Raw genomic sequence first — 14,782 nt, forward strand, 5'->3', positions numbered from 1 at the left:
CACGGAAGGGAGGCTTATAAGTCCAGTACCAGGCGTTCGCCACGGGCCCGCGACACGCAAATCATCATGGTTTGCTGGGCGGCTTTTTCGTCGTCGCTCAGGTATTGGTCGTTGTGCTCGGCTTGCCCTTCAAGGATGCGCGTCTCGCAGGTGCCGCACACGCCTTCGCGGCACAGGCATTCGACGTCGACATTGGCTTTTTCGATGGCCTTGAGGATGCTCATGCCTTCTTCGACACGCAGTTCCTGACCGGATTTGGCCAGCACCAGGGTGAACGCACCGCCGGTGATCGGCGCGGCGGCGAACTGCTCCCAATGCACGCGTTCGTCAGCCAGGCCCAGTTGTTTGCCGGTGGCGATCACGGCGTCGATCAGCGGTTTAGGGCCGCACACATACACGTGCGCGTCGCTGTCCAGGTTGCCCATCAGCTCGGCCAGATTCAGCGATTGGCCCAGGCTGTCGGCGTAGGTGCGCGTGCGCTCGGCATGCGAGCCAGCGCTCAGCTCGTCGTGAAACGCGCCGTGTTCCGGGCTGCGGAAGGCGTAGTGCAGCTGGTAATCGGCGCCCGCGTCACGCAGTTCGTGCACTTGCGAGAGGAACGGGGTGATGCCGATCCCGCCCGCGATGAGGATGTGTTTGCCCGCCTTCGGGTCGATGGCGAACAGGTTGTTGGGGGTCGAAATCATCAGCTCGGTGCCGACCTCGACCTGTTGGTGCATAAACGCCGAGCCGCCTTTGGATTGCTCTTCAAGGCGCACACCAATCTGGTAGCTGGCGGTCTGGCGCGGGTCGCTCATCAACGAATAGGCGTTGCTGTGCTGACGGCCGTCGGCGTCTTTCATCTGCACGATGATGTGGCTACCGCCGGTGAAGTCGGGCAGCGGCTGGCCGTCCTGGCGTACCAGGGTAAAACGTTTGATCAGCGGCGTTACCTGCTCGACACCGATCACACGGGCGGCAAGCATTTGATAATAGTTGGCCATCGCAAAACCTCTACTGCGGTAAAGGGCGGCACGCGCGTGCCGCCTGATTTAAAACCCGGTGCTGACGGCTCAGACCGCCAGGCACAGGTATTTCAGTTGCAGGTAATCGTCGATCCCGTACTTGGAACCTTCGCGCCCCAGGCCGGATTGCTTGACCCCGCCAAACGGCGCCACTTCGTTGGAGATCAGCCCGGTGTTGATGCCGACCATGCCGTATTCCAGTTGCTCGGCGATGTGCCACACGTGGCCGATGTCGCGGCTGTAGAAGTACGCCGCAAGGCCGTACAGCGTGTCGTTGGCCAGGGCCAGCACTTCGGCGTCGGAGTGGAAGCGCACCAGCGGCGCAACCGGGCCGAAGATTTCTTCGTCCAGCAGCAACATGCCTTTCTTGATATCGCCCAGCACGGTCGGTTCGAAAAACTGCTCACCCAGCGCATGCACCTGGCCGCCCAGCAGCAAGGTCGCGCCTTTGCTGACGGCGTCGTCGATCAGGGCGCGGACTTTGTCCACCGCTTTAACGGTGATCAGCGGGCCGATCTGGGTGTCTGCCGCGTTGCCATGGCCGACCTTCAGTTCGGCCACTTTGGCGGCGAACTTACTGGCGAACTGGTCGTACACCGCGTCGTGCACATAGAAGCGGTTAACGCAGACGCAAGTCTGGCCCGCGTTGCGGTATTTGGCCGCGATGGCGCCTTCGACGGCGGCATCAATGTCGGCGTCGGCAAACACAATAAACGGCGCGTTGCCGCCCAGTTCCAGCGAGACTTTTTTAATGGTTTCGGCGCACTGGCTCATCAGCAAACGGCCGATCGGGGTCGAGCCGGTGAAGCTGAATTTGCGCACCAGCGGGTGGCCGGTGAGTTGCGCGCCAATGGCCGGGGCGTCGCCGGTGACGATGTTCAACACGCCTGCCGGGATGCCTGCACGCTGCGCCAGTTCCGCCAGGGCCAGCGCCGAAAACGGCGTTTCGTTGGCCGGTTTGACCACGATGGTGCACCCGGCGGCCAGCGCAGGTGCGACCTTGCGGGTGATCATCGCGGCGGGGAAGTTCCACGGCGTGATCGCGGCGCACACGCCGATGCCTTGCTTGACCACAATCAGGCGTTTGTCGCCGGACGGCGAAGGGATCACGTCGCCATAAACGCGTTTGCCTTCTTCAGCAAACCACTCGATAAACGAGGCCGCGTAACGGATTTCGCCCACCGCTTCGTGCAGTGGCTTGCCCTGTTCCAGGGTCATGATCCGGGCCAGATCGTCTTCGTGTTGCAGGATCAGTTCAAACCAGCGACGCAGGATCTGCGCGCGGTCTTTGGCCGTGCGTTCACGCCAGGCCGGCAAGGCTGCGTCGGCAGCCTGAATGGCGCGGATCGCTTCGGCGCCGCCCATCAACGGCACAGTGCCCAGCAACTGGCCTTGGGCCGGGTTGGTCACGTCGACCGTTTGACGGCTGTCGGCATCTGCCCAGGCGCCATCAATAAACGCCTGTTGACGAAACAATTGGGGGTCTTTGAGCTGCACGCAGGACACTCCTCTAAATAGGGCCAGGGCGCCGCAGCGTGGCTGCGGCGCCCGGCAGATCAGTCGTCCAGGTGGGCCACGGCGATCAGGTTGTGGAAGTGCGCGATGCCGTGTTCGCTCATGCCGCTGCGCTGACGGTCAGCCATGATCCGGCCTTGGCCGCGATAGCCGCGCGATTGCAGGCCGCGTTGCACGCTTTCGACCAGACGCAGGTCTTCTGGACGGAACACGTCGCGGTACCACTCGATCAGCGATTGCTGCTCGGGAGTGATCTCTTTGTTGAGGAAGTAGATGTCGTAGTGCTGCATGGTCACGCCCGCGCTGACCGGGAACTCGTAGATCACGGTCATGAAGTTGCCACCGGGTGGCGCGTTGAACATGGTGCACGGCCAGGCCCAGAAGCCGCTGAAGGACGGGTCTTTGATCGACTCGTCGAACTTGAAGGACTTCTCTGACGACTTGGCGTGGCCAAACTGCAACGACCAGTTGCCGTGCAGGGTGTGCCAGTACTCGTCCACGCTCACCGAATCGGCGAAGCCCGGGTGAGCCGGGGCGCAGTGGTAGCACTCCAGGTAGTTGTCGACGATAGACTTCCAGTTGGCCGGGGTGTCGCTGACAAAACGCGCCGCCAGGTGCAGGTCATCGACCACCGGGCAGGCTTCGCGCAGACGCGCTTCCAGGCCCGGCAGTTGTTCTTCAACGGTGCCCGCTTCGTTGTTCATGTTGATGTAGATGAAACCGGCGTATTCCTCGACGCGCAGCGACACCAGGCTGGAGTTTTCTTTGTCGAAGTTGACCACGTTGTCGCAGTTGCGCGCGTGTGCCAGCTCGCCGTCGAGCTTGAAGGTCCAGGCGTGGTACGGGCAGGTGATGACGTTTTTGGCCTTGCCGCTGCCGCTCAGCAATTGGTGACCACGGTGCGGGCACACGTTGTAGAACGCACGCAGCACGTTGTCACGACCGCGAACGACGATGATGCTTTCGCCGATGACTTCACGGGTGATGTAGTCGTTGCTGTTGGCCACTTCGCTGCGGTGGCCGACACAGATCCAGGTATTGGCGAAAATCTTCTCTTTTTCGACCTCGAACACGTCCTGGTTGGTGTAGTACGACGCCGGAATGGTGTGTGCTACGTCAGCATTGGTGCAGAAGTCAGCAGGCAATTTCACGATTGTGTTCATTCTTTTTCTCTCTCAAGCGCTTAAGAGGGTTGTGCTCGACACCCTGTTTCGGGTTGTTTTTGTGTAACTCATGAATAACAAGAAACCCATGGTTAACACGACGCGCAAAAAAAATCGCTCAGGTCCCGGCACCGTGGTGCCGGAGCCTGCGCGTGGTTCAGTCAGCAACACTTAACTCAGGGCTGCGGGTACCGCCTTGGCTTTGGGAACAACACCCGGTGTTGGCGTCACCTGCTCAAACGGGGCGACGTAATCCAGATTCTGCTCGCGCTCCACCGACTCTTCCTCGATCAAGTAAGCCGGCATCGCGCCGTAGTCCTTGAACATCCAGGTCAGGAAGCCGTAGATCTTGGTCATCAGGATCACCAGGAACGGGATCGCCGTCAGCACCACCGCGGTTTTCATGGTCGACAGCGACACCTTGGCAAACAACATCGCCAGCGGGATCAGGGTCAAGGCGATGCACCAGAACAGACGGTGCGTCGGCGATGGGTCCTGGCCTTCCTGCATGTTGCGGGTGCTGGTGGCCGCCACGGCGTAGGCCGCTGCGTCCATGTGCGAGGCACAGAACACCGCCATGATGAACAGGTAAACCCCGAGGAAGATCTGACCGAACGGCAAGGCGTTCAGCAACATCTCGACGGCGGTTTCACCGCCCTGCTCCGTGAGGATGCGTGGCACGTCGATAGCGCCGGTGATGAACTGATGCATGCTGTAGCTTTCGAGCGTGCCGAAGAAGAACCAACAGCCAAAACTGCCGCCCATCAACATCGCTGCGACCACTTCTTTCATCTTGCGGCCCTTGGACACACGGGTCACAAACATCGCGACACCCGGCGCGTAGGACACCCACCACAACCAGTAGAAAACCGTCCAGTTGCGGGTGAAGGCACCGTCACCTTGCGGGTCGGTAAACAGGCTCATGTGCACGTAGTTCTGCATCATCAGACCAATGGAGTTGGCCGTGTTGTTGATGATGAACTGCGTTGGGCCCACGACCAGTACCACGGCCGCAAACACTAGCGCACCAATGCACACCATCTTCGACAGACGCTGCATGCCACTGGCAATACCGATGTAGGAGCTGAGCGAGAACACCACCGCCACCACACCAATGACTGACAACTGCGTGACGAAGGTGTCCGGCATGCCGGTGAGTGCCGACAGGCCACGGGTCAAGGTGGACGCGGTGAGCACCAGCGATACGGTCAAGGCGCCGAACATGGTCAGCAGGAACACCAGGTCGACGAGCCGGCCCACTGGGCCGTGCGCTTTGAAGCCGGCCACTGCCTCGACGATCGAAGACAGGCTCAGGCCGCTCTTCTTACGCACGTGGAAGTGATAAGCCATCGCCAACGACGACAAGGCATACAGCGACCAGGCACTGATACCCCAATGGAAGAACGAGTAGCTGACGCTGTAATCCAGCGCTTCACGTGAGCCTGCGGCAATGTTCAGACCGGGCGTCTGGTAGTAATACGCCCACTCCATCACGCCCCAGTAAAGGGTCGATGAGCCCATACCGGCGCAGATGAACATGAAAACCCACGTCACGGTCGGGTATTCAGCTTTACCATTGCCCAGGCGAATGTTGCCGTACTTGCTGAACGCGATGTACAGCACCACCAGGGCGCAGCAGAACACAAACACTTGCACCGAGGTGCCAAACGTCCGAGACGACAGCTCAAACAGCATATTGGCGGTGACTTCGGCTTGTTGCGGATAAACGGCAAGACCTACAACGGTAATCAGTACAGCAATCAGGCTAGTTGATATCAAAAAGACATCTTTTTTATTGTTATTGGACATTTAAGTCTCCAGATAGAGAGTTTTTCTCTTACTGCGTGGCTCTAGATCAGCGTTTACAGCTGTTAGGGACTCCTTCCATATCGTTGAACCCTGAGCGTTAACCATCGGTTAACGCATACCTTTCGGTTAACAATATGCTCCGAGATTTAAGCTTTTGCAACTGGAATTGTTGAAATTTCACACGTCTAAAACGGCTGTTTCAACACGCCAAAGAGCCCGCGAAAGTCCCCGTATTCCGGGCATTTCGCAGGCTTGTAAAGCGTCTATTTCGCGGCGCTGATCAGCGCCGTTTGGTCAACTCACGCCAGGGCGGCGGCGATGGCTGCACCGACTTCTTGAGTCGAGGCCTTGCCACCCAGGTCCGGGGTTTTCGGACCACTGGCAATCACGTCCTCGATGGCGCGCAAAATGCCATCGTGTGCCGCCTGATAACGCTCATCCCCTTTGCCCAAAAATTCCAGCATCAGCGCGCCCGACCAGATCATCGCAATCGGGTTGGAAATGTTTTGCCCGTAGATATCCGGCGCCGAGCCGTGAACGGGTTCGAACAGCGACGGGAAATTACGCTCGGGGTTGAGGTTGGCCGATGGCGCGATGCCGATGGTGCCGGCGCACGCTGGGCCGAGGTCGGACAGAATGTCGCCAAACAGGTTGGACGCCACCACCACGTCAAAACGGTTGGGTTGCAGCACGAAGCGCGCACACAGAATGTCGATGTGCTGCTTGTCCCACGTCACTTGCGGGTAGTTGGCCGCCATGGCTTCGGTGCGCTCGTCCCAGTACGGCATGCTGATGGAGATGCCGTTGGACTTGGTCGCCGAGGTCACGTGCTTGCGCGGACGCTCTTTGGCCACCTCGAAGGCGTACTTCAGAATGCGGTCCACACCGCGTCGGGTGAATACCGACTCTTGCAGGACAAATTCGTTTTCGGTGCCTTCAAACATGCGCCCGCCTACCGAGGAGTATTCGCCTTCGGTGTTTTCTCGGATCACCACAAAGTCGATATCGCCCGGCTCACGGCCTGCCAACGGGCACGGCACACCCGGGAACAGACGCACAGGGCGGATGTTCACATACTGGTCAAAGTCGCGGCGGAACTTGAGCAGCGAACCCCACAGCGAGATGTGATCCGGCACCTTGTCCGGCCAGCCCACAGCGCCGAAGTAGATCGCGTCAAAGCCTTTGAGCGTCTCAAACCAGTCGTCCGGCATCATCTGCCCGTGGCGCTCGTAATAGTCGCAACTGGCCCACTCGATGATCTCGATCGACAGATCAAGGTTCCACTTTTTAGCCGCCGCCTCCACAACGCGCAGGCCTTCTGGCAGTACTTCGTTACCAATACCGTCACCGGCGATGGCGGCAATTTTGAATGTCTTGCTCATGGGGGGGCACTCTTGAAAATGGACAGTGGGCCCATGGTATAAAGCGCCAAAAGAAAGATAATCAGGCGAAGTGAAGATGGATAAGACACGGTTCGTGAATAATCTGCCCAACCTCGAAGACCTGCGCGTGTTCGTGATCGTGGCCCGCCGCTCCAGCTTTGCCGCCGCCGCCAGCGAACTGGGCGTGTCGCCGGCGTATGTCAGCAAGCGCATCCAGTTGCTGGAGCACAACATCGGCGTGCGCCTGCTGCACCGCACCACCCGGCGCGTGGCCGTGACCGATGACGGCGAGCGCGTCTACCGCTGGGCGCTGCATATATTTGATGCGGTCGAACAGATGAGCGACGAAGTCTCGGCCCTGCATCAAGAACCGCGCGGCCAGTTGCAAATCATCAGCAGCTTCGGCCTGGGCCGCCGCCACGTCGGCCCCGCGCTCTCCGAACTGTCCCAGCGCTACCCGGCCCTGGACATCCGCTTTGACATGTTCGACCGCCTGGTGGACCTGATAGAAGAAGGCTTCGACCTCGACATCCGCATTGGCGACAACATCGCCCCCAACCTCATCGCCAAACTGCTGGCCAACAACGCCCGCGTGCTCTGTGCCAGCCCCGAGTACCTGCAACGCCACGGCGAACCGCGCACCCTGGCCGAACTGGCGGGCCACGAATGTTTGGTGATCAAAGAGCGCGACCACCCGTTCGGCCTGTGGCGCCTGCAAGGCCCGGAAGGCGAAGAAAGCGTCAAAGTCACCGGCGCCCTGTCCGCCAACCACGGCGAAGTCGTCCACCAATGGGCGATAGATGGCCGAGGCATCCTGCTGCGCTCCCACTGGGACGTACGCGAGAGCCTCGAAAGCGGCAAATTGGTGCACATCCTCCAGGACTACCGACAACAAGCCAACATCTGGGCCGTCTACACCGCCCCCCTCGCCAACTCCGCCAAAATCCGCGTCACCGTTGAGTTTCTGCGCCAGTACTTCAGCGAACGCCACCCCGCCACACCCCAGCGGCAAAAAGAATCGTGAAAATAGTCTGTAATCAGGGGTTTACAAGCCACGCCATCCGCGTATACTCCTCGCCCATAACGCCGGTATAGCTCAGTTGGTAGAGCAACTGACTTGTAATCAGTAGGTCCCGAGTTCGACTCTTGGTGCCGGCACCATACGCAATACCGAAAAAGGCTCACCGCAAGGTGGGCCTTTTTTGTTTCTGGGGTTTAAGTCTTGGTTGGCCGCGGTGCCGTTCACGGAACGCTTACGATTTATATTTATCACGCTACACATTGAACTTCATTCGGCCATTAAAAAGCCCCAAATCACCTTAAGTGTGGAGGGGCTTTAGATACACTGCTATGCATATTTAATACTAAGTTATTGTTGTACCCACCCAATAGCTTCATTGTTTTATGCACAAAAAACCAACCATTCTTTAGACCGCACCGCGCATAAAAAACTCTACTGGAACCTTAAAGAAATCTGCAAATCCTCTTATCTGGGAAACCGTCATTTTTCTTTTATTATTTAAAATTTCAGAAACAGCACTTTGCGTTGCTATATCAGACAAATCTTTTTGCTTAACTCCCCTGTCCGAAATCAGAAACGCGAGCGCTTCAGACTGGGAAGATAGAGGTATCAACACCGTTTCAGTTTCGTACTCATACACTCGATCAGCAACCAGCTCCGCAAAACGCGCTGCTGCGTGCTCTTCACTATCAGCATGAGAGTAGAGTTCATCAATTAGCGCCATCCGCCCCTGCAAGTCTTCATCATCTTTAATAGGATCATGACATGCAGACAACAACTTGGACATTGTGGCTATCTGATCACTCAGGCCATCAAGCATTGGTGAAATATTAGCTATGAAGGAATCTAGTCCAGTGGATTCGACCTTATCACGCTTCATCTTGTCACCTATAATTACAGTAATTAAATAGAGCCAATCTTCCTGATCAGCTACTTAACATCACTTCTGCACCACTTATCATATCCGGCGTGGGGCAGAATCTCCTTCAGGTAAATGGTGCCGGTTCGCGTATTGATCCACGCGATGATTCGACACTCATTTTTCTTGATATCAAAAATATAGATATCAAGAGGCCCTTTTTTACTCGTGTTCCTCAGCTTTGAGTGCGGGATGCGATCAACGTTCCACCCTGATGCTGCGACCCAAACGTCGCGAATTTGCTCAAAAGACTCAAACCGAAGGGGCGGTCTGTCAAAGATGGTTAGCCAAAGGTTGAGTGCTTCTTTCCACTGGCTGTACTTTTCAATGGCTTGTGCAACCGCCGTCTTTGTTACCACTCGCATGTTATTGGTCTCCGGCGTGCTTGCATGTGGCGAACTTTATCTGCCAAACAGATATCTGTCAAACAGATAAATCCCTTGCAGAGCTTCGCGACATCAACCTACACACCCCTCACCCCACCGCCTTGTCCCTGAAACAAACATCGTGTTAACTGTGCCATCACCCGCGCTTACAGGCGCAAACACCCTATTCCCGCTGCTCCCTGCCGATTTTTTGCCTTTTGATCAGGTATGAACGCGATGACGAATGCTGCGCCCTCGATAAAGCTCAGTACGCTTCGGCAAATTGCTCCTTATCTGGGGATGCGCGGGGTGTCGCCGCTGGAGTTTTTTCGGCGTTATGGGATTTCTCCGCAAGTGTTTCAGAACCCTGAGGCATGGATTCCGCGCGCGGCGTGTTTTCATATTGCCAATGAGATGGCGGCGGTCGCTCAGGACCCGTTTGCCGGGGCGTCGGTGGGGCATTTGATTGAGGTGCGTTCGCTCGGTGTGTGGGGCGAATGGGTGTTGGGCTCGACCAATCTGGCTCAGGCGTGCGCGCTGGCGGCGGTGCACACGGATTTGCTGCACCAAGGCAGTGACGTGAAGATCATCACCGAAGGCCGGATGACGAAGCTGGTTCATCACTTTAACGGGCACCACGGGGCCGACCCCAAGCAGGTGATTTTGGGCACGTTGGCACTGCTGAGAAAGATCCCGCTGATGTCCGGCGAGCCCGGCGCCATTCGTGTGCATCTGAAAAACCCGCGAGAGCGCGGCGATGAGGCGCTTGAGGAGTATCTGGGGCCGAATCTGGTGATGAATGCGGAGCACAACATGATCGAGTTCGATCGTGACTTGCTCGAAACGCCTTTGCAGCCTGTTCGGGACAGTGCCTGGAAAACCACCTTGGCCTTAAAGTCGACCTCCGACGCCGCGGACGCGCTCGTGCAGCAGATCGCGGATCAGGAGTTGTCCAAACTTGTGACTGTTTCACGAAAGATCGGGCTGTCTGCCCGCACGCTCCAACGGCGTCTGGAACATTGCGGTATCGACTTCGATGCATTGCGTGACGAGACTCGTCGCAGTGAAGCCATGCAGTTGATTGCCAGCGCCAGATACAGCGCCACCGAAATTGCCTACATGGTCGGCTACAGCGACCCCGCGCACTTTACTCGCGCCTTTAAACGCTGGACCGGCAGCCCGCCGTCGCACTATCGCAGCCTCTTGAAACAAGACCGTTAATCCCCCCGCCTAACCCTCCTCCACTGTGCGCGGCCCCTTTACGGGGCGGCCTTCGCGTGCGCGCTCACATTGCTTTTGGCACCAAATGGCAAGTTTGCGCCAGGGCGTTCTTATACAGTCAAAAAACTAACGCCAATCAATAAACCCAGAGGTTTAAATGCCCCCTTTACATGCGATCTGCATCCTTGCCATGGCGCTGGCAGTAGTTGGAAGTGCGAACGCTCAATCCTCCCCAGAGGCGGCGATACCGGTGGGCGTGGATAACTTTGCCCGTGCCGAGTCCGACCTTTACTTGGGCAAGATGGTGGCAACGGGCAGTTTGGGCCGCTTTGTTCATAGCCGCGAGGCCGTGCCCATCGACGCCCAAAATGTGGTGCGCATGAACCGGGACACGCTCTATTCGTCAGCGGTGTTCGATCTTGATGCAGGCCCCGTCACCATCACCTTGCCTGAGGCCGATGGGCGTTTCATGTCGATGGCGGTGATCAATGAAGATCACTACGTGCCCCTCGTCACTTACGGCGCCGGTCGCCAGACACTGACCAAAGAATCCGTCGGCACCCGCTATGTCTTTGTGGCGGTGCGCACCTTCTTCGATCCCGCTGATCGCAAAGACCTCGAAAAGGTCCATGCACTGCAAGACGCAATGACAGTCAGCCAGGCCAAGGTTGGCGAATTTGTGGTGCCTAAGTGGGACCCGGCCAGCCAGGCCAAAGTGCGTGCGGCGCTGGAGGTGTTGGGCTCGACGATCCCTGACTACAACCAGTCCTTTGGCCCCAAGGGTGCGGTCAACCCGATCCATCACTTGATCGGTACTGCCACGGGATGGGGCGGCAACCCGGCCAAGGACGCCATCTACCTGGGCGGCGTGATGCCGCAGAACGACGGGCACGCCGTTTACCGCCTGAAAGTAGGCGAAGTCCCGATCAAAGGTTTTTGGTCGGTCAGTGTTTATAACGCCGACGGTTACTTCCAGAAGAACCCCCAAGACGCCTATTCGTTGAACAACCTCACCGCCAAGAAAAGTGAGGATGGCTCGATTGTCATTCAGTTCGGCGGTTGCAACGCGACGATCGCCAATTGCCTGCCTACCACTCCCGGCTGGAACTACACGGTCAGGCTTTATCAGCCGAGCGAACAACTACTCAATGGCCAATGGAGCTTCCCCAAGCCAGAGCTTGTCGCCCGCTAATCAATAACACCCGACGTCTATAACCCGGCACACACGCTCACACGTTTGGTTTTACAACCAAGGAAACAAGCAATGACAACCATCGGCGGTTCAAACTTTCTCAAGCATCCCGTGGCCTTCATGACAGGTGCGACGCTCGCATTGGCGATGGCTCTGCCGGCACACGCAGACAACGCAAATGAGCCATCCGTGACGGTGGGTGGCGGCCTTGGTGTCGGCCCGTTGTACGAAGGTTCTTCGCACTACGCAGCCTTCCCGTCGTTGAAATTGAAGGCCGTGTTGCCGACCCAAGAGTGGGGCACGTTCAGCGCGGCGTTCCCTGAGGGCCTGCGTTGGGACTTGCCGGGCTTGTCGCCTTTTGGCTTTGCGCTGCTGATCGGTTATGACCAGGGCCGCAAAGAACGAATCCACACCTTGGACGGCCGCGATGACTATCTGCGGGGCATGGGCAACCTGGACAGCACCGCACTGGTGGGGGCTGAGGCGTACTGGACGCTGCCGGCCGGTCGCCTGTTTGTGCGCGGCCTGCGCTCGAGCGACAACCGCAATTACGGCGGCGAGCGCCTGGGCAAAACCGCCTACCTTGAAGCCGGTTTTGCCACGGCTTACGCGCTGTCTTCAACATTGACCCTGGACTCGACGCTGTACGGCACCTGGAGCAATGAGAACGACATGATGGCGCGCTTTGGCGTCACAGCTCAGCAAGCGGCCCGCACCCAGTTCGAGGAATACCACCCAGGCGGCGGGATGCGTGACGTGACCTTGAAGCTGGGCCTCACCTGGCAATGGCAGCCACAGATCGCCCTTGAAGGCGGGGTCAAAACCTACGCTCTGGTCTCCGATGCCCGCAACAGCCCGCTCACGGGTGAAAAGGTCGGCGCCGGGGCCTATCTGAACGCGCTGTACTCGTTTTGATTAACCGCTCACACCGCTGCCATCCGCCACAGGACCAACAAGGGAACACGCGATGAAACAACGACATAAGCAGTTGGGGCTGACCGTGTCCCTGACTGGCCTGCTGTGGTCGGGGCTGGTGCTGGCCGAAGAGGCGGCCACCAAGATCACGGACCCTCATTTCAAGCTGGCTCCGGGCTACCTCAACCCGGCCGACTTGCCGCTGCGCCTGGCGTTGCTCGGCGCGCCGCCCAAGCCCGACTCTGCGGCGCTGGCGCGGGATGAAGAAGCCCGGCGGGCAGCGCTGGCACTGCGTGGCACGGCCCGGGAGGCACTCGCAGCAACGGATGCAGAGTTGTCGTTCCCAGGCCCGGCCAACACGTTTTCGTGCGCGATGGGGACGCAGATCAGCGAGAAGACCACCCCGCATCTGTATACCTTGATGCAGCGCACGCTGACGGATGCCGGTGGCTCCACGTATGCCGGGAAAAACGCCTACAACCGCACCCGTCCGTTTGTGGTGCATGACGAAGGCACCTGCCGCAAAGACATGGAACCGCTGCTGCGCACCGACGGTTCCTGGCCTTCCGGGCACTCGGCGGCGGGCTGGGCCTGGGGCTTGATCCTCGCAGAAGTGAACCCGGCACGCGCCACTGAACTGATGACCCGTGGCCTGGCGTATGGCCAAAGCCGCGTCATCTGCAACGCCCACTGGCAAAGCGATGTAGATGCCGGGCGCATCATGGGCGCTGCCACCGTGGCCAGCCTGCACAGCAATCCGGCGTTCCTGAAGGACCTGGCAGCGGCGAAGGAAGAAATCCAGGCGGCGCAAAAAGCAGGTAACACGCCGACAGAAAACTGCGCCGCCGAGGGCGTCGCGCTCTCGTTGACGCAGCACTGAACGGGGATGCGCCATGAGGCTCAGTAACACTTCGTTGCGGCGTAAACACGTGCATCTGGCCCTGCTGTTCGGGGCCTTGGCGAGCGCTGCAGGCGGCCTGCCGACGGCTGCCAACGCGGCAGAAAATGATGAATGGCAGTTCAACGGTGGGCCATACCTGTGGGGCGCCGGTATTCGTGGGCACGTCGGCCACAAAAGCACCGGGACGGCCTCTGTGAAGTCCGACTTCTCAAACATCGCACGTACCGTCGACATGTCGTTGATGTTCATGGGCGAAGCGCGGCGCGGGCCTTACAGCGTGCTCGCCGACCTGATGTACATCGACACCGACACCCGCAACCGCCTGCCAACCGGGTCCAAGCTGGAAGTAGAAGGCAAGACGGCGTCAGGCTTTTTGGGCGGCGGCTATACCGTTCTGGGCGATGACGATTATCGGGTCGACGTCGCGGGCGGCGTGCGCGTCTGGTACAGCAGCACCACCCTGACCCTGCATGGTGGGCAGGCTTCGGGGCACTCCGGCTCTGACAACGCCACGTGGGCAGACGCCATGGTCGGGCTGCGGGGGCGCTATGCGCTCAATGAGCGGTTCTGGTTGTCTTCCTGGGGCATGGTGGGTGCCGGGCAATCCCGTGAAGACTGGGACCTGGCAGCGCTGGCAGGCTGGGAGTTCACCCCCGGATTTTCGGCTGTGGCCGGCTACCGGGCCATGGGCGTGAACTATCGCAACGACGGTTTTGTGTACGACATCGTGCAAAAAGGCCCGTTGCTGGGCATTAGCGGACGGTTTTAGGCGTTTGCAGCCCGTAAGGTAGTTGCCCCTCCCCCCTTGCATTACTGCCGTGCCATCACGACAATGAGAGCGATTACCATTTACGCTTTTGGTGACTCTCTCATGTCGTCGCTCGATCATTCAGCGCTTCATCAGCTGTACAGCGAACACAACAGTTGGCTGAAAGGCTGGTTGCGCGTGCGGCTCGGTAATGCGGCCGATGCTTCGGATTTGGCTCAGGACACGTTTGTGCGGGTGATGACGGCCCGCCATGACGTGCCCATCCGCGAGCCTCGGGGCTATCTCAGTGCCATTGCCCGCTCGCTGCTGATCGACAAGTCCCGTCGCCGCACCATTGAGCAGGCGTATCTGTTTGCGTTGGCGCAGCGGCCAGAGCCGGTGGAGGTGTCGCCGGAGGTGCGGTTGTCGATCATCGAGATGCTGATCTCAATCGATACGCTGCTCGACGAACTGGGCCCCAGAACCCGGGAGATTTTCCTCGCTGTCCAGCTGGAAGGGCTGACCTACGTGGCCGCAGCCGAACGCTTTGGGGTGTCGGTGACCACGGTCAAAAACCACCTGATTCGCGCCATGACCCGCTGCCTTTTGCTGGTTGACGCGTGAGGC

14 protein-coding genes and 1 tRNA gene are annotated in these 14,782 nt (G+C 58.8%); 8 read left to right on the plus strand and 7 right to left on the minus strand.

Going from position 1 to position 14,782, the window contains the following annotated elements:
* Positions 1-14: 14 nt before the first annotated feature.
* From AAEZ03_RS06800 to AAEZ03_RS06820, 5 genes are all read right to left on the minus strand, one after another.
* Entirely contained in the window at positions 15-983 is a 969-nt protein-coding gene (locus AAEZ03_RS06800) for a PDR/VanB family oxidoreductase (RefSeq protein WP_350577141.1), read from the minus strand.
* Between the two features lie 69 nt (positions 984-1,052).
* The gene (locus tag AAEZ03_RS06805) at positions 1,053-2,501 is read right to left on the minus strand and encodes an NAD-dependent succinate-semialdehyde dehydrogenase (RefSeq protein WP_123751008.1); all 1,449 of its coding nucleotides are present in this window, start codon (positions 2,499-2,501) and stop codon (positions 1,053-1,055) included.
* Between the two features lie 59 nt (positions 2,502-2,560).
* Positions 2,561-3,682, minus strand: coding sequence for an aromatic ring-hydroxylating oxygenase subunit alpha (locus AAEZ03_RS06810; protein ID WP_123751007.1), 1,122 nt, complete (start codon positions 3,680-3,682; stop codon positions 2,561-2,563).
* Positions 3,683-3,853: 171 nt separating this feature from the next.
* Positions 3,854-5,491: a BCCT family transporter gene (locus AAEZ03_RS06815; protein WP_350577146.1), complete on the minus strand. Its 1,638-nt coding sequence runs from the start codon at positions 5,489-5,491 to the stop codon at positions 3,854-3,856.
* Between the two features lie 299 nt (positions 5,492-5,790).
* Positions 5,791-6,873 carry a tartrate dehydrogenase gene (locus tag AAEZ03_RS06820; protein WP_048388895.1) on the minus strand — a complete coding sequence of 361 codons (1,083 nt, stop codon included), beginning with the start codon at positions 6,871-6,873 and terminating at the stop codon, positions 5,791-5,793.
* A gap of 76 nt (positions 6,874-6,949) precedes the next feature.
* On the opposite strand from AAEZ03_RS06820, the gene AAEZ03_RS06825 reads away from it, so the two are divergent.
* Together AAEZ03_RS06825 and AAEZ03_RS06830 are read left to right on the plus strand one after the other, a co-directional pair.
* Complete coding sequence (locus AAEZ03_RS06825; RefSeq protein WP_088500274.1) at positions 6,950-7,897, plus strand: LysR substrate-binding domain-containing protein; 948 nt, start codon at positions 6,950-6,952, stop codon at positions 7,895-7,897.
* A 61-nt stretch (positions 7,898-7,958) separates the two neighbouring features.
* A tRNA-Thr gene (locus AAEZ03_RS06830) sits at positions 7,959-8,034 on the plus strand.
* Positions 8,035-8,300: 266 nt separating this feature from the next.
* Here AAEZ03_RS06830 and AAEZ03_RS06835 read toward each other — a convergent pair.
* Both AAEZ03_RS06835 and AAEZ03_RS06840 read right to left on the minus strand, forming a co-directional pair.
* Positions 8,301-8,774, minus strand: coding sequence for a helix-turn-helix domain-containing protein (locus AAEZ03_RS06835; RefSeq protein ID WP_153335858.1), 474 nt, complete (start codon positions 8,772-8,774; stop codon positions 8,301-8,303).
* A gap of 50 nt (positions 8,775-8,824) precedes the next feature.
* Positions 8,825-9,178: a type II toxin-antitoxin system HigB family toxin gene (locus tag AAEZ03_RS06840; protein ID WP_123751003.1), complete on the minus strand. Its 354-nt coding sequence runs from the start codon at positions 9,176-9,178 to the stop codon at positions 8,825-8,827.
* A gap of 237 nt (positions 9,179-9,415) precedes the next feature.
* Here AAEZ03_RS06840 and AAEZ03_RS06845 point away from each other — a divergent pair, with 237 nt between their 5' ends.
* The 6 genes from AAEZ03_RS06845 (at position 9,416) to AAEZ03_RS06870 (ending at position 14,779) form a co-directional block, all read left to right on the plus strand.
* A complete protein-coding gene (locus AAEZ03_RS06845; RefSeq protein ID WP_048366844.1) occupies positions 9,416-10,399 on the plus strand; it encodes a helix-turn-helix domain-containing protein in 984 nt (327 codons plus the stop codon).
* Between the two features lie 157 nt (positions 10,400-10,556).
* Positions 10,557-11,591 carry a DUF1254 domain-containing protein gene (locus AAEZ03_RS06850; protein WP_350577152.1) on the plus strand — a complete coding sequence of 345 codons (1,035 nt, stop codon included), beginning with the start codon at positions 10,557-10,559 and terminating at the stop codon, positions 11,589-11,591.
* 72 nt (positions 11,592-11,663) lie between these two features.
* Positions 11,664-12,506 (plus strand): MipA/OmpV family protein, encoded by an 843-nt coding sequence (locus tag AAEZ03_RS06855; protein WP_350577155.1) that lies wholly within the window; start codon positions 11,664-11,666, stop codon positions 12,504-12,506.
* Positions 12,507-12,558: 52 nt separating this feature from the next.
* Positions 12,559-13,386: an acid phosphatase gene (locus AAEZ03_RS06860; RefSeq protein ID WP_048366847.1), complete on the plus strand. Its 828-nt coding sequence runs from the start codon at positions 12,559-12,561 to the stop codon at positions 13,384-13,386.
* Positions 13,387-13,399: 13 nt separating this feature from the next.
* Positions 13,400-14,176: a hypothetical protein gene (locus AAEZ03_RS06865; protein ID WP_350577159.1), complete on the plus strand. Its 777-nt coding sequence runs from the start codon at positions 13,400-13,402 to the stop codon at positions 14,174-14,176.
* A 102-nt stretch (positions 14,177-14,278) separates the two neighbouring features.
* A complete protein-coding gene (locus AAEZ03_RS06870) occupies positions 14,279-14,779 on the plus strand; it encodes a sigma-70 family RNA polymerase sigma factor (protein ID WP_031633056.1) in 501 nt (166 codons plus the stop codon).
* The last annotated feature ends 3 nt before the right edge of the window (positions 14,780-14,782 follow it).

It is taken from the genome of Pseudomonas sp. HY2-MNA-CIBAN-0224 (assembly GCF_040310285.1).
Classification (GTDB): domain Bacteria; phylum Pseudomonadota; class Gammaproteobacteria; order Pseudomonadales; family Pseudomonadaceae; genus Aquipseudomonas; species Aquipseudomonas helleri.

Coding starts and splice junctions, on each gene's coding strand:
- AAEZ03_RS06800 (WP_350577141.1), bottom strand. CDS start 983: ATGGCCAACTATTATCAAATGCTTGCCGCCCGTGTGATCGGTGTCGAG.
- AAEZ03_RS06810 (WP_123751007.1), bottom strand. CDS start 3,682: ATGAACACAATCGTGAAATTGCCTGCTGACTTCTGCACCAATGCTGAC.
- AAEZ03_RS06815 (WP_350577146.1), bottom strand. CDS start 5,491: ATGTCCAATAACAATAAAAAAGATGTCTTTTTGATATCAACTAGCCTG.
- AAEZ03_RS06820 (WP_048388895.1), bottom strand. CDS start 6,873: ATGAGCAAGACATTCAAAATTGCCGCCATCGCCGGTGACGGTATTGGT.
- AAEZ03_RS06825 (WP_088500274.1), top strand. CDS start 6,950: ATGGATAAGACACGGTTCGTGAATAATCTGCCCAACCTCGAAGACCTG.
- AAEZ03_RS06835 (WP_153335858.1), bottom strand. CDS start 8,774: ATGAAGCGTGATAAGGTCGAATCCACTGGACTAGATTCCTTCATAGCT.
- AAEZ03_RS06840 (WP_123751003.1), bottom strand. CDS start 9,178: ATGCGAGTGGTAACAAAGACGGCGGTTGCACAAGCCATTGAAAAGTAC.
- AAEZ03_RS06845 (WP_048366844.1), top strand. CDS start 9,416: ATGACGAATGCTGCGCCCTCGATAAAGCTCAGTACGCTTCGGCAAATT.
- AAEZ03_RS06850 (WP_350577152.1), top strand. CDS start 10,557: ATGCCCCCTTTACATGCGATCTGCATCCTTGCCATGGCGCTGGCAGTA.
- AAEZ03_RS06855 (WP_350577155.1), top strand. CDS start 11,664: ATGACAACCATCGGCGGTTCAAACTTTCTCAAGCATCCCGTGGCCTTC.
- AAEZ03_RS06860 (WP_048366847.1), top strand. CDS start 12,559: ATGAAACAACGACATAAGCAGTTGGGGCTGACCGTGTCCCTGACTGGC.
- AAEZ03_RS06865 (WP_350577159.1), top strand. CDS start 13,400: ATGAGGCTCAGTAACACTTCGTTGCGGCGTAAACACGTGCATCTGGCC.
- AAEZ03_RS06870 (WP_031633056.1), top strand. CDS start 14,279: ATGTCGTCGCTCGATCATTCAGCGCTTCATCAGCTGTACAGCGAACAC.